The following is a 12,611-nucleotide window of genomic DNA, read 5'->3' as shown; positions in this document are numbered from 1 at the left end:
CAATTTATTGCAACCGCAGTAGGACAGCCTTAAGTCCGACAGGCTGCTAGAATGGATACATCGTAGCATTATGGTGTATCCCGATGGCTTCTGGTTTATCGACGATTCTTGGTTTTTTTGCTGCCTGGGTGCCTCTCGAATCCCCATGGGTAGAGATTGCTGTAGACACCCCGGAGGATTTCAATCCTCAATGCCACTACCAGGTGGAGTTCGATCGAGCTTGGTTCTTCGCAGCCGCCGTCAATAAGGATGCTCTTTTGCTGACCCCTTACGGCAGCCTGGAAAATGCTGAGGCTTATATACTCAAAATTTCTGCCGCTCAGAAAAGCACTCTGATCGTAGAGGGTAGCGGCAGCACGAGCGAACAGCCTCTTGGCTTTGAAGCCATTCGCAGATGGTGCCCCCCTGCTCCTGAGAAAATAGACCTGAACAGTAATAGCGGCTTTAATCCTGACTGCTTCCACTGGATCAATGAAGAACAGGCTTTTTATAATTACCTGCCCACCCGCTATAACAGAACCCACCTTGAACTGATCCCCAAAGACTTTGGCAGTCTGAAGACGGTTCTGAGCGCCCAGATCCAGTCAGACAGAAAAAATACAACTCTTGTTCAGAAAGCCGATGGGCGAGCCATTCAAGTACCAACCCAGACAATACTGAGACAGTGTCAGAATATTGAATGGAGAGATTTTCCTGACTCGGATTCCACTAAAAAAGTGATTGAGGAGGCCAAAGACGGAAAGCTTCAGGCCAGCAGCTTCAGCAGAAATTGTTTTTATCGGGTACAACTCGACAGTGATCCAAGCTGGCAAGCCGCTTTCGGAACAGATAATGGCGGCTTCACCCTTTTTATCAATACCTACTTCCCGGGCTCTGTGGCGGGCACACAGAAAACCATTGATTGGATGTCTACGGATCGATATACCCGAACACGAATTGGAGAAGGGAAAACCGGAGGCCTTGTGAAACGTATTCAGTACTTTTGTCCTAAATAATCTAAACCGCGCCAAGTCAAAGTGATTGATTTTACTGGATAGGGTTTTAATAAATTGCCCGGTAAACAGAACAGGACACGACATGCCTCATAAAATCAGTCATTCTCTGGTTACCCCTGAAGCTTATCTGGCCCACGAAAGGGCATCAATCACTTCTCGCCATGAATATATTGATGGATATATAGTGGCTATGGCAGGCGGAACTATTCAGCACGGTAAGATGATCGCTAATTTAACCCGCATTTTAGGTAATCATTTGGTGGGAAAACCATGCGATGTGTTTGCAGCTGATGTCAACTTAAAAGTTGAATCTGCTTTTGTTAAATCCTTCAGATATCCTGATGTCATGGTCTCATGTGAGCGAAAGCGGCGCTTCGAAGATATGTGCGAATCCGCTACGGTTCTGATTGAAGTACTTTCCGAGAGCACAGAGCTAACCGATCGTGTTTATAAGTCAGCGGAGTACGGGCATATCTTAAAGGCGACTCAAGGTGAGTACCTGGTTGTTGACCCTAACCATCCTGTCGTAGAAAAAAGAATGTGGCAAGATGGACGCTTCAAGGTCGTAGCCACCTATAACGAAACTGATAGCATCTTGCTGGAGAGTCTGGAGCTGACAATACCAATGACTGATCTATACCAACACTAGTGTGCCCCTCTCAACACCTTGTCTTCAGGAATGCTCCTGTATTTCAGAGCTCCAGTTTTCGTCGGCCTGCCAATGCGTGGGCCAAAGTACCACCATCAACATATTCCAGTTCACCTCCCAGCGGCACACCATGTGCTATCCGAGTGGCTTCTACTCCCATACTCTTGAGTTCTTCCGCAATGAAGTGTGCGGTTGCTTCACCCTCAACCGTTGGGTTAGTAGCAAGAATCACTTCTTTAACCTGAAAATCAGCCACTCGCTCCAGCAGGTCGGTAACCCCGATTTCTTCAGGACCAATCCCATCGATGGGTGAGAGATGTCCCATAAGCACAAAATAGCGTCCGGAATAACCGCCAGCCTGTTCCAGGGCCATAACATCAGAAGGGTTTTCTACCACACAAAGTGTTGATTTCTCGCGGCCCGGGTGACTGCAAATATCACACAATTCACTCTCGCACAGTGTTCTGCAAGCCTTGCAACGTCCGACCCCTTCTGTCGCTTCGGTCAGGGCTTTAGCCAGCCGAAGCGCACCTTCCAGATCTTTTTCCAGCAGATGCAACGCCATTCTCTGGGAAGATCTGGGCCCCACCCCGGGCAAACAACGCAGGGATTCCATCAATTCCCTGATCAGAGGACTGAACATAAATGCACTCAAACTCCGGTGAGGGCCCAGTCGCTACGAGTGGGTCCTGCTATCAGATGATTGTCCAAATATGCTTTGGACGAATAACCCTGTGACACTTAGCAAGTGACGCTTAGAAAGGCATCTTGAAGCCGGGAGGCAGACCCATACCAGCGGTCAGGTCACTCATTTTATCCTTACTGTTTTCTTCCACCTTGCGAACTGCATCATTCACAGCAGCCGCCAGCAGATCTTCCAACATTTCTTTGTCTTCTTGCATCAGACTGGGGTCGATTTGCACATCCTTGACATCATGACGACCGTTCATAATCACTTTTACCAAGCCAGCACCAGATTCACCAATGACTTCAGCGTTGGCAAGCTCTTCCTGGATACGCTGCATGTCTTCCTGCATTTTCTGGGCCTGTTTCATCAGGTTACCCATGCCGCCCTTAAACATAAAAACTCCTTTACGGTAACGTTTAGCTCATCGAATGATCACTGAAAGCGATGAACTAAAGACAAATATGATCACCGGATGATTGAAATAACCGGCCACTCATCACTTGATAACATTGCCAACTGGCTGAATGCTGTCTTCGATGACGACAGCGGAAAATTCATTAATCAGGCTCTGTACATGCTGATCATTTAAAATGCTGGCGCGTGCAGCAGCCATTCGTTCAGCCATTTTACGCTCACGCCAGGCAGCAGGGGTTTCTGCCTGAACCTGACCAATCTCTACCTGAACCCTGAGCGGCTGGTCAAAATAGTCGCTCAACGCCTTCTCAACCCTCTGCCGGTGTGTGTCGTTGTACAAAGTGCTTCTGCCACTGTCCAGTCGCAAATCAACCCTGCCTGCCGAATGACCGACATACTCACAATGAGAGGCAATCGTTCGGGTCACTCCACCCAGAGGAAGGCTTCTGAAAACAGGCACCCAGGACTGAACATTCAGATCAGCAAAAGAAATTCTCTCTTCAGGAGCCAGCCCCTGAACAGGTTCTTCTTCAACCATTGCCGATTCAGGCGCTGGCTGAATAACTTCCTGTCGTGATGCCAGCTCCGAGGCATAAACTTCATAAGTGGATACTGAAGGCGGAATATCGTCCTCCTCTGTCTCCTGCTCCTGGCAGACTTCAACCGCTGGCAGGATCTCTGTTACAGGAGTTTGATCAGATTCGTGTACCTGGGCTGGCTCTACATCCGGTAACGATGAAGGAGCAAAATCATCCGGTAATGGATTTTCTGTAGCAGCAGACGAGGACTGCTCAGCTTCGGTCTGAGAAGGAGGTTCTTCAGCCACAGGCGGTGGCAAAGGATGTTCAGGCTCTCTTACTTCAGTCACCCATTGCTGCTGGTGCCTGGCCTGTAGGGCACCAGCAGGCTCAGGTTCCGGATCAGGAGAAGCTGCCACCGGCTCTGAAGCTTCTGCTGATGGTGCAGCCACTTCTCGCTGGGCATTCCGGGACACCTGAACGGCAACAGGTTCAGGTCTGAATGCCAACATCCTCAGCAGAGCCATTTCAAAGCCACCCCGTGGATCCGGCGCCAGTGGCAGGTCTCTTTTCCCTACCAGACCGACTTGATAATAGAGCTGAACATCTTCAGCCCGCATATTACCCGCCAGTTCCAGAACCTGCTCACGATCGCCCTGACTGTTGTCAACTGCCTCGGGCACGGCCTGGGCAATGGCAATCCGGTGCAGCATGGAAAGCATATCATCCAGTACCGCCACATAATCCGGCGCATGTTCAGCAAGGTTGGCAATAGCGGCTAACACTTCCGGAGCCCCTCCCGACGAAAGAGCTCTTACCATCTTCATGACCTGCCCCTGATCAATGGTACCAAGCATGGCACTGACTTCCTGCTCGGTTACCTGACCATTACCAAATGCGATAGCCTGGTCGGTCAGGCTCAGAGAGTCCCTCATACTGCCATCGGCTGCCCTGGCCAGCTGCCCGAGTGCAGGACCTTCGAAAGGAATAGATTCCTGGCCAAGAATATTTTCCAGATGACCAACAATCCTTTCCGGCGTCATATTTTTCAGCCCAAACTGTAAACATCTTGACAGAATGGTCACTGGCAGCTTCTGAGAATCCGTGGTAGCCAGAAGAAACTTTACGTGGGGAGGTGGCTCTTCCAGGGTTTTTAGCAGTGCATTGAAACTGTGCACCGAGAGCATGTGCACTTCGTCAATCAGATAAACCTTATAACGCCCTCTGGTAGGAGCGTACTGAACATTATCAAGCAGTTCCCGGGTATCTTCCACCTTGGTTCTGGAAGCTGCATCCACCTCAATAAGATCAACAAAACGACCTTCATCAATTTCGCAGCAGGCAGCGCACTGTCCACAGGGAGTGGAGCTGACCCCTGTTTCACAGTTAAGGCATTTGGCAAGAATCCGGGCAATGGTTGTCTTGCCCACCCCGCGTGTGCCTGTGAACAGATAAGCATGATGCAGCCGATCCTGGTCCAACGCATTGACCAGAGCCTGCAATACGTGTGTCTGGCCCACCAGCTCTTTGAAAGAACGGGGTCGCCATTTGCGCGCTAGAACCTGATAGCTCATTGAAAAGCTTGAATACCGGTGACAGAAACTGAAGACTCTATGCTAACCAAGAAAACGAAAGAATGCACGGTTCACAAGGGTCATATAAGGGTATTTGGCAGACAGGGCAAGACAGATGGAGGCAAACCCTGCCAGCCACACCCCGGCACATGATGTCACTGCTACCGTTGCTCCCTTCCGGGCCTGGCGGGGTTCACAGCTCATCATTGCGAGGGGACCGACAGGGCCCACCAAAAAACAGACAACTCGTCTGGATGCAGCGCATTCTCCACAAAACACCTTGCCCCGTCAACCACTTATAAAGCCCCTCTTGCGCTGGAGCCATAATTGACAGATCTACATAAGATTCAAAACCAGCTGGTCATGGCCGTGTCCTGCTGGTAGATATCTTCCCTGAATCGGACTCTGCCCGACTCATCGGGCCAGGCTGTAAAGTAAACAAAATAAACGGGCACTGGCTGCAAAAGCCTCCTGGTGTAGGTCAGCGCGTCAGGAGTAGTTTTATGCACCCATATCATGGATTGCTCATGAAAGATGGTTTGAATCAAATCGGCAATCCCTTCAACCCGGGCACAGCCTGAACTGAAAGCCCTTCTATTTTCTTTAAACAAATCAGACTTATCCGTATCGTGAAGATAGACACCATACTGATTCGGTAGATCCAGCTTAAACCGCCCTAATCGGTTTATCTCGCCGGGTTGCTGCTCCAGTCGGTAACGAAATGTTTTGGGCGTCAGTAATAGCCAGTTCACTCGATCAATAGCAATAGCAGGCGCAAGGTCGTCCCAGCTTTCATAAACGACAAAACCTTCACGTTTTAAAAATCCCGGCTCTTTCATTTCAGCCCTTAAGATTGAATGAGCGGCAATCGAATGTGGAACTTTCCAGACAGGATTGAATGTCACACTTTCAACCTGATCATTGAAAACGGGTGTCTGTTTATGACGCATACCAACGATCGCCTTATAAGTCTTCTGATGGGTTTTATTCTTGATCCAGGCAACATTGAATCCGGCAATGTCCACACGAATATGGGGGTATGGCAGTGTCGGTGGTAACCAGCGAAGCCGTTCGAGATTAGCCTTAAGCGTTCTGATTCTCTTGTGCGTTATAGCTAACAATGCCTGACGCGTCATAACCCCCAACCTGCCATCCGGCATCAGATTAAACTGAAGCTGTACTCGCGTCAGGACATCCTTGTGTATTTGTGTGTATACACTGCCTTCTAAATTCTCAACAAGGTCCAGATCCATGAGCCACTGATTCAGGCGGGTAACAGCAGGGTGCTGATCGTCTTTGAAGAAAATCAAATCATCCGGAAACTCCCGGACAGCCATCAGGCTCCAGTCCCTGAGTTTTTTCAGACTGTTCACCAAAGCAGGATATTGAGGGAGATCAGGCTCAAGACGCTTCAGATCATTGATCGAATAGTGTTGCGAGTAATCTTTCTCTTTGCGTGGCTGATCCTCTATCCGCCAGCCTGGCTGAAACAACCTTTTGTCAAGACGCCCTCTATCGACATACAAGGCATATCGACGAACCATTTTCTGAAGGACTTCGGAAGAAGGGTAGGCAACGAGGCGCCGCCAGTCCTGATCTTCCACAGGAATCCCCTGATCAGGCAAACCGGCGATCCAGTTTATATAAGCAGTGTTATCGGCCTTGGCGTAGAGCGTGAAGCCAATCAGCATGACAATCCATCTATGCATGACATCCTCATCTGCAACTGTACTTTGGGGACAGTGTCTCCGGGAGCAATGTCTCGTGAAACAAAGTCAGGTGACCATATAAATACTAAAGGGCGCCATAAACCATCAGGCAAAGAGGAAGCATGGCCGGCCGACAGAGAGCAGATTGCATCAATGGATGGTTGCCTCTGAAACCCAGAGTGACAAAAATCTGTCAAATCCCTGAAACAATGACACTCCCGGCTGGGATTTACATCGGCACGATGTGTAACCCGCGATCCCAATCGTAACGTAGCACTGAGAAAAACAACTCAAAAAAGCCGATTGCGCAACCACCCCCTGCCGAGTCAAAACGCATCAAGATAGGTATATTTACGCATTCCGATACACTTGGCACGTATCATGCTGATTATCTTCCCACAACGACCAGCTGATCCTGAGAAGGAATATCAGGACAGAAGGTGAGTGGGATTATTATTTTAACGACGAAAATATGTTTTGCTCCGACACATTACTTTCAGCAAAACAATTACCTTTTAACCATGGCGATTTGGAACAAGAATGAGTAAACCTGCACAAAGTCACATGGAAGCTTACCTGAAATACCTCAGAGCCAATGTGCAACTGAAAGAAAGTAATAAAGAGGGCAACAACGTCAAGGCAGAAGACACTGTTACAGCAAAAGAGTCTGCACAGATTGAAGCCGAGTATCTGAGAAGCATTTATAAAGTTCTGCCAAGAGAAGAAGCTTTGCAAATGACACTCAGACAGGCGAAAACGCACACATCGATCAGACCCTGATGCAAACGGTGATGTCTTAAACAGAGCTAAACGACCATATCTGCATATAGCAGTATGAATAAAAGTCCTGACCCCCTCCTCTTCAGTTAGGACCAGCCTGTAAATTCTTCATTGACTGCAAAAGCAACCTGCTGTTAACTCCTCTCTCAAGATTGTCTATGGAATTCCGCATGAACACATCGGCTTCTAATGAAAAAAATGTTCTCGGGGGACCTCTTCAACCCTGCTGCTTTGATCCTCTAACCGGAATCTACCGGGATGGTTTCTGCCATACCGACAGGAATGATATTGGACAGCACGTTGTCTGCGCCAGAGTCACTGGAGATTTCCTGAAATTTTCTCTTGAACAGGGCAACGACCTGATTACGCCCAATCAGGCTCACAATTTTCCCGGACTTAAGGAGGGTGATCAATGGTGCCTGTGTGCACAAAGATGGAAACAAGCCTATGAAGCCGGAGTCGCTCCTCCGGTCTATCTGAGATCCACTCACGAAAAGGCTCTTGAGATGATCAGCTTTGGAGCATTGAAATCCAAAGCTCTTGATATTCATTAATAAACGAGACATAAGTTCGGATTCAAAATATATCAATAGACGTCCACAATGCAGTACAATTGTCCAGAACAAACATCTCAAGTAATCAGTCATGAGCACAATATGCACAATGCAGAAAGAGAAGATCTGACTATTTCAAAGGCAGATACTCAATGCAGTAACCTTTCTTCTTCTGATCAACAGTCTTCAGCTAACAATAGAGATGAAATATCCAGTTCTGAAGCACTTCGCCTGATCAGAGAACGCTGGCCTGATGCCTTTCGAGTGGCTTCCCCCCGCCCACTTAAAATCGGCATCCATAATGAGATGAAACAAACCGGTGAATTTCCGGTCAGCACCATCAGAAAAGCTCTGAAACTGTTTACTCAGCAGGACCGCTATCTATCATCGATTAAGGAAGGCAGAAACCGGGTCGACCTGAATGGTAAACCTGCTGGCAAAGTCAGACTGAAGGAAGCTGTCAACGCCGAAATTCTTCTGTATCAGAGACAGCTGACCCGTCAGAAAAAAAATGAACGAGTCTTTGTCGGACAACTCAAACTGGTAGCCGGGCAAATCGCTCAAAGCGACACTGCAGCTACCCAAGATTCTACGACGCAGGAATAATATTATGGCGAGTGCCTGTGCCAGACATATCCTGATTAAAACACGGGAAGAAGCAGAAAAGCTCAAAAAACAGCTGGGCAAGGGAGCTGACTTTGGCGAACTGGCCAAAAAGCACTCTCAGTGCCCCTCTGGCAGGAAAGGAGGAGACCTTGGCGAATTTCGTCAGGGACAGATGGTGAAAGCCTTTGATCAGGTAGTGTTCCGAAAAGAAGTTCTGGAAGTTCACGGCCCGGTCAAAACACAATTCGGCTTCCACCTCATACAAACACTTTATCGCAACGACTGATGCTCAGATTGCAACCCGGCTCAGCCGGGTTCAGTTTCTACTTAATCGTAGTGCCACTCAGGTGACCGTTTCTCCAGAAAAGCCTTTACGCCTTCATTCTGGTTCTGACCCTTAAACAACGTCAGGAACAGATCACGCTCGACAGCATATCTATTCTTTGACGAAAGCCGATTCATTTGAATCAGCTTTTTACAAGCAACAACTGAGTCAGGGCTTTGTTGACTGACTTTTGCAGCAAGCTCCCTGGCCATTGAAAAAGCCTGTCCTTGCTCCACGACTTCTTCCACCAGGCCGATCTGAAAGGCTTTTTCTGCGTCCACCTTCTCACCCAGTAATATCATTCGCTTGCTCCATGCTTCGCCAACCAGCCACATTAAATTCTGAGTACCACCCGCACAGGGCAACAGACCCACTGCGGCCTCGGGCAGACCCAACAAGGCCTGTTTTTCAGCCACTCTCAGGTCGCAGGCCAACGCCACTTCAAGACCACCACCCAGGGCAAACCCATTAATTGCGGCAATAGAGATGCCCTTGAATTCTGTCAGTGTTTCAAAAGCCTGGCCAAATGCTTCAGCCACAGGCCTGGCCTGTTCAGACGAAACATCAGCAAACAGTTTAAGGTCGGCTCCGGCACTGAAAAACCTTTCCTCTTCAGAGAAAATAATCAGGGCAGTTACCCGCGGATTTTCATTCAATTCATGAACCATCTGCTCAAGCAGATTCAGACTTTCCAGTGTCCATGTGTTCGCCGGTGGATTATTCAGCTGGATGGTGGCGATATGGCCTTCCAGCGAAAGCTTTATACAATCAGACATTATTCACTCCAGTCCTGCACATTCATCAGCCAGAATCCGTCGGGCAATGATCAGTCTCATGATCTCATTGGTGCCTTCCAGAATCTGGTGTACCCGAGTGTCTCTGACGTGGCGTTCAAGAGGGTACTCATTGATGTACCCGTAACCGCCGTGAAGTTGCAGCGCTTCATCACAGATTTTAAAACCAGCATCTGTAGCATAACGTTTTGCCATGGCACAATAAGCGGTGGCTTCAGGGTCTTTTTGATCCAGCTTGAAGGCAGCAAGCCTGACCATCTGCCTGGCTGCCGTTAACTCTGTGGTCATATCAGCCAGTCGAAACTGCAGAGCCTGGAAATCAGCCAGCGCTTTACCAAACTGCTTACGGTCCTTAAGGTATTCTCTGGCAGTGTTCAACGCCTGCTGAGCGGTACCGACAGAGCATGTCGCTATGTTGATTCGACCACCATCAAGACCTTTCATAGCAAGAGTAAAGCCTTCTCCCTCCTTACCCAGAAGGGAGCTGACAGGAATCCTGACGTTTTCAAAGCTCACCAGCCGGGTGGGCTGACTTTTCCAGCCCATTTTCTTTTCATTACGACCATAGGTGATACCATCACTGCTGGCGGGAACAGCAAAAGCAGAGATACCTTTTGGGCCTTCCCGCCCCGTGCGGGCCATGACCAATAGAAGGTCAGTACTGCCCGCACCTGAAATAAACATTTTCGAACCGGAAAGGACGTACTCATCTCCTTCCCTGAATGCACGGGTCTTAAGAGAAGCTGCATCACTCCCTGAGCCGGGTTCTGTCAGACAATAAGAAGCCAGTTTTTCACCTGTCACCAGGGCCTCACCCCACTCGGACAGCACCTCATCGCTGGCAGCCAGACCCACCATCCAGACGACCATGTTATGGATAGTCATATAAGCGGTGGTTGAAGTACACCCCATGGAAAGCTGTTCGAATACCAGGCTTGCGTCCAGCCGCGATAAACCCATCCCTCCCATTGATTCAGGTGCGTACAGGGATAAGAAACCCAGCTTGCCCGCCCTTTTCAGAGTTTCAATGGGAAAGACACTGTCTCTATCCCAGTCAGCCGCATTAGGTAGAAGCTCTTGCCTGGAAAACTGGGCGGCAAGATCACGAAAAGCGATTTGATCTTCTGTGAGATTAAAGTTCATTAACGGCCTCTTATTGTTTGTAAAAGCAGGAGCCTGCAAGGCTTGAAAAAACCATTACAAACCCCTTTTGCTTGTGGCGATTAATAAACGACCAAGTCGTCAAATATTCCAGAGCCTGGGATAATTAAACAAGCTCCACTGCAATAGCAGTGGCTTCACCACCACCAATACAAAGGGAAGCAACACCTTTTCTACCGCCTTTTCTTTTCAGGGCATTAAGAAGCGTCACAATAATTCGGGCGCCACTGGCTCCCAATGGATGACCCAGCACACAGGCGCCACCAAACACGTTGACCTTGCTGTGATCCAGATCCAGCTCCTGCATACATGCCATTGTCACAACCGCAAACGCTTCATTGATTTCAAACAAGTCTACGTCTTCTACCTGCCAGTCGACCTTTTCCAGCAATTTACTGATGGCCGCAATGGGGGCAATGGTAAATTCTGCTGGTAACTGAGCATGGCTCTGATAGCCTTTGATGCGTGCAATGGGGGTCAGACCTCTGGCCATTGCATCCTCCTCACGCATCAACACAAGAGCTGCCGCACCATCAGAAATAGAGCTGGAGTTAGCCGCTGTGACCGACCCGTTTTTATCAAACACGGGTCTCAGCTGCCGGATCTTTTCAGGGCGAGCCTTACCAGGCTGTTCATCCACCGTAATTTCACCATTGCGGCGTGTTTCCACTGGAGCAATTTCATCTGCAAATGCCCCTTCTTCAATGGCAGCCAGAGCTCTTCTCAGAGACTCCAGTGCGTAGTCATCCATTGATTCTCTGGATACTTCAAAACGTTTTGCGGTCTGTTCAGCAAAAACGCCCATAGCGTGACCGTCATAGGCATCTTCCAGTCCATCAGTAAACATATGATCTTTAATCTCACCATGCCCTAATCTCAAACCCGAGCGGGCTTTGCCCAGCAAGTAGGGCGCATTGGTCATACTCTCCATACCGCCTGCAACCACTGCATCAGCCTCGCCCAATTGTAACTGAGCCGCACCCATCATGACGGTTTTCATGCCAGAGCCGCATACTTTATTGACCGTTGTCGTGCAAGTAGAGTCCGGAAGCCCTGCCCCTCTGGCAGCCTGTCTGGCAGGGGACTGACGACAGCCCGCAGGTAGCACGCAGCCCATCAGAACTTCAGAGATATCGGAGGCAGAAAGACCACTTTTCTCAACGGCAGAACGTATAGCAGCAGCTCCCAGCTGTGGAGCTGCAACCTCTGAAAGACTCCCCTGGAAGCCGCCCATGGGAGTGCGTGAAGCTGAAACGATGACAATACTTACTTGATCAGACATGGTAATCTCTTGTTTTTGTTGACGCTCAAATACCGATTCGGCAAAAAGCTCTATTGTACAATTCATCTGCATTGAAACGATTACTGCAGAATAACGATACGATGATACAATACAGCCAGTATCTGACAGAACTGACCGACTCTCAAACATTCTACTGCAACAAAAGACAAAAAATACCATCCTGAAGATCTGACTCAGGATTATACTTCCATGTCAGGCACCTACGCCCCTGAACGGTCAGGGTACTTTAATTCAGAAATATGAATTCGGTTAAATGCAGCTATCATCTGCAGCATCAAAGCACCCCCACTGGAGGAAAAGACTTTCAACTTCGCGGATGGCCTCTTTGTCAGCTTTACTGATATGCCTCAAAACAGCATTGGCCATGACTGAAGCCAGATCACTTTTGAGCGACTCGCCCAGACCGGCTGGCAGGCGAACAATGACATCCCCAAAGAGAATTGTGCCACCCTGAGTCACCCGGATGACATATTCTCCCTGAGTCGATTCAGTCATGGTGAGAACGGCTTTTTCTATGGACTTGCTCATCACATTTCTCCTC

14 protein-coding genes and 1 other RNA gene are annotated in these 12,611 nt (G+C 48.9%); 6 read left to right on the top strand and 9 right to left on the bottom strand.

The features are described from left to right. Nucleotides 1–83: 83 nt before the first annotated feature. Both KDK17_RS12520 and KDK17_RS12515 read left to right on the top strand, forming a co-directional pair. Nucleotides 84–995, top strand: coding sequence for a hypothetical protein (locus KDK17_RS12520; RefSeq protein WP_257253967.1), 912 nt, complete (start codon nt 84–86; stop codon nt 993–995). Between the two features lie 82 nt (nt 996–1,077). After that, nucleotides 1,078–1,644 carry a Uma2 family endonuclease gene (locus KDK17_RS12515; RefSeq protein ID WP_257253969.1) on the top strand — a complete coding sequence of 189 codons (567 nt, stop codon included), beginning with the start codon at nt 1,078–1,080 and terminating at the stop codon, nt 1,642–1,644. 43 nt (nt 1,645–1,687) lie between these two features. Here KDK17_RS12515 and recR read toward each other — a convergent pair whose 3' ends face one another. From recR to KDK17_RS12490, 5 genes are all read right to left on the bottom strand, one after another. Then, complete coding sequence (recR, locus tag KDK17_RS12510; RefSeq protein ID WP_257288201.1) at nt 1,688–2,287, bottom strand: recombination mediator RecR; 600 nt, start codon at nt 2,285–2,287, stop codon at nt 1,688–1,690. 112 nt (nt 2,288–2,399) lie between these two features. After that, entirely contained in the window at nt 2,400–2,726 is a 327-nt protein-coding gene (locus KDK17_RS12505; protein ID WP_257253972.1) for a YbaB/EbfC family nucleoid-associated protein, read from the bottom strand. Between the two features lie 102 nt (nt 2,727–2,828). Continuing rightward, the gene (dnaX, locus tag KDK17_RS12500) at nt 2,829–4,838 is read right to left on the bottom strand and encodes a DNA polymerase III subunit gamma/tau (protein ID WP_257288200.1); all 2,010 of its coding nucleotides are present in this window, start codon (nt 4,836–4,838) and stop codon (nt 2,829–2,831) included. A gap of 126 nt (nt 4,839–4,964) precedes the next feature. Beyond that, nucleotides 4,965–5,061, bottom strand: an RNA gene (ffs, locus tag KDK17_RS12495) — signal recognition particle sRNA small type. Nucleotides 5,062–5,185: 124 nt separating this feature from the next. Continuing rightward, nucleotides 5,186–6,547: a L,D-transpeptidase family protein gene (locus KDK17_RS12490; protein WP_257253974.1), complete on the bottom strand. Its 1,362-nt coding sequence runs from the start codon at nt 6,545–6,547 to the stop codon at nt 5,186–5,188. A 540-nt stretch (nt 6,548–7,087) separates the two neighbouring features. On the opposite strand from KDK17_RS12490, the gene KDK17_RS12485 reads away from it, so the two are divergent. From KDK17_RS12485 to KDK17_RS12470, 4 genes are all read left to right on the top strand, one after another. Next, nucleotides 7,088–7,327 carry a hypothetical protein gene (locus KDK17_RS12485; protein ID WP_257253977.1) on the top strand — a complete coding sequence of 80 codons (240 nt, stop codon included), beginning with the start codon at nt 7,088–7,090 and terminating at the stop codon, nt 7,325–7,327. A 170-nt stretch (nt 7,328–7,497) separates the two neighbouring features. Then, nucleotides 7,498–7,881 carry a DUF2237 family protein gene (locus KDK17_RS12480; RefSeq protein WP_257253978.1) on the top strand — a complete coding sequence of 128 codons (384 nt, stop codon included), beginning with the start codon at nt 7,498–7,500 and terminating at the stop codon, nt 7,879–7,881. 102 nt (nt 7,882–7,983) lie between these two features. Beyond that, nucleotides 7,984–8,487: a ProQ/FinO family protein gene (locus KDK17_RS12475; RefSeq protein WP_257288199.1), complete on the top strand. Its 504-nt coding sequence runs from the start codon at nt 7,984–7,986 to the stop codon at nt 8,485–8,487. Nucleotides 8,488–8,491: 4 nt separating this feature from the next. Continuing rightward, a complete protein-coding gene (locus KDK17_RS12470; RefSeq protein ID WP_306671284.1) occupies nt 8,492–8,773 on the top strand; it encodes a peptidylprolyl isomerase in 282 nt (93 codons plus the stop codon). A gap of 41 nt (nt 8,774–8,814) precedes the next feature. Here the strand turns inward: KDK17_RS12470 and KDK17_RS12465 are convergent, their stop codons facing one another. The 4 genes from KDK17_RS12465 to KDK17_RS12450 all read right to left on the bottom strand — a co-directional run. Beyond that, nucleotides 8,815–9,588 (bottom strand): enoyl-CoA hydratase, encoded by a 774-nt coding sequence (locus KDK17_RS12465; protein ID WP_257288198.1) that lies wholly within the window; start codon nt 9,586–9,588, stop codon nt 8,815–8,817. A gap of 3 nt (nt 9,589–9,591) precedes the next feature. Next, nucleotides 9,592–10,749, bottom strand: a complete 1,158-nt coding sequence (locus KDK17_RS12460) for an acyl-CoA dehydrogenase family protein (protein ID WP_257253983.1) — start codon at nt 10,747–10,749, stop codon at nt 9,592–9,594. Nucleotides 10,750–10,873: 124 nt separating this feature from the next. Beyond that, nucleotides 10,874–12,049 carry a thiolase family protein gene (locus KDK17_RS12455; RefSeq protein WP_257253984.1) on the bottom strand — a complete coding sequence of 392 codons (1,176 nt, stop codon included), beginning with the start codon at nt 12,047–12,049 and terminating at the stop codon, nt 10,874–10,876. Between the two features lie 270 nt (nt 12,050–12,319). Continuing rightward, the coding region (locus KDK17_RS12450; RefSeq protein WP_257288197.1) for a hypothetical protein at nt 12,320–12,611 on the bottom strand (292 nt) is incomplete at its 5' end.

The organism is Endozoicomonas sp. SESOKO2 (assembly GCF_024606245.1).
GTDB lineage: Bacteria > Pseudomonadota > Gammaproteobacteria > Pseudomonadales > Endozoicomonadaceae > Endozoicomonas_A.
This window is presented reverse-complemented; position numbering and strand designations above follow the sequence as displayed.

What these genes read in the sequence shown, in the direction of transcription:
- KDK17_RS12465 (WP_257288198.1), bottom strand. Translation starts at nt 9,588, where the DNA reads ATGTCTGATTGTATAAAGCTTTCGCTGGAAGGCCATATCGCCACCATC.
- KDK17_RS12490 (WP_257253974.1), bottom strand. Translation starts at nt 6,547, where the DNA reads ATGCATAGATGGATTGTCATGCTGATTGGCTTCACGCTCTACGCCAAG.
- dnaX (WP_257288200.1), bottom strand. Translation starts at nt 4,838, where the DNA reads ATGAGCTATCAGGTTCTAGCGCGCAAATGGCGACCCCGTTCTTTCAAA.
- recR (WP_257288201.1), bottom strand. Translation starts at nt 2,287, where the DNA reads ATGTTCAGTCCTCTGATCAGGGAATTGATGGAATCCCTGCGTTGTTTG.
- KDK17_RS12515 (WP_257253969.1), top strand. Translation starts at nt 1,078, where the DNA reads ATGCCTCATAAAATCAGTCATTCTCTGGTTACCCCTGAAGCTTATCTG.
- KDK17_RS12480 (WP_257253978.1), top strand. Translation starts at nt 7,498, where the DNA reads ATGAACACATCGGCTTCTAATGAAAAAAATGTTCTCGGGGGACCTCTT.
- KDK17_RS12455 (WP_257253984.1), bottom strand. Translation starts at nt 12,049, where the DNA reads ATGTCTGATCAAGTAAGTATTGTCATCGTTTCAGCTTCACGCACTCCC.
- KDK17_RS12485 (WP_257253977.1), top strand. Translation starts at nt 7,088, where the DNA reads ATGAGTAAACCTGCACAAAGTCACATGGAAGCTTACCTGAAATACCTC.
- KDK17_RS12470 (WP_306671284.1), top strand. Translation starts at nt 8,492, where the DNA reads ATGGCGAGTGCCTGTGCCAGACATATCCTGATTAAAACACGGGAAGAA.
- KDK17_RS12505 (WP_257253972.1), bottom strand. Translation starts at nt 2,726, where the DNA reads ATGTTTAAGGGCGGCATGGGTAACCTGATGAAACAGGCCCAGAAAATG.
- KDK17_RS12460 (WP_257253983.1), bottom strand. Translation starts at nt 10,749, where the DNA reads ATGAACTTTAATCTCACAGAAGATCAAATCGCTTTTCGTGATCTTGCC.
- KDK17_RS12520 (WP_257253967.1), top strand. Translation starts at nt 84, where the DNA reads ATGGCTTCTGGTTTATCGACGATTCTTGGTTTTTTTGCTGCCTGGGTG.
- KDK17_RS12475 (WP_257288199.1), top strand. Translation starts at nt 7,984, where the DNA reads ATGCACAATGCAGAAAGAGAAGATCTGACTATTTCAAAGGCAGATACT.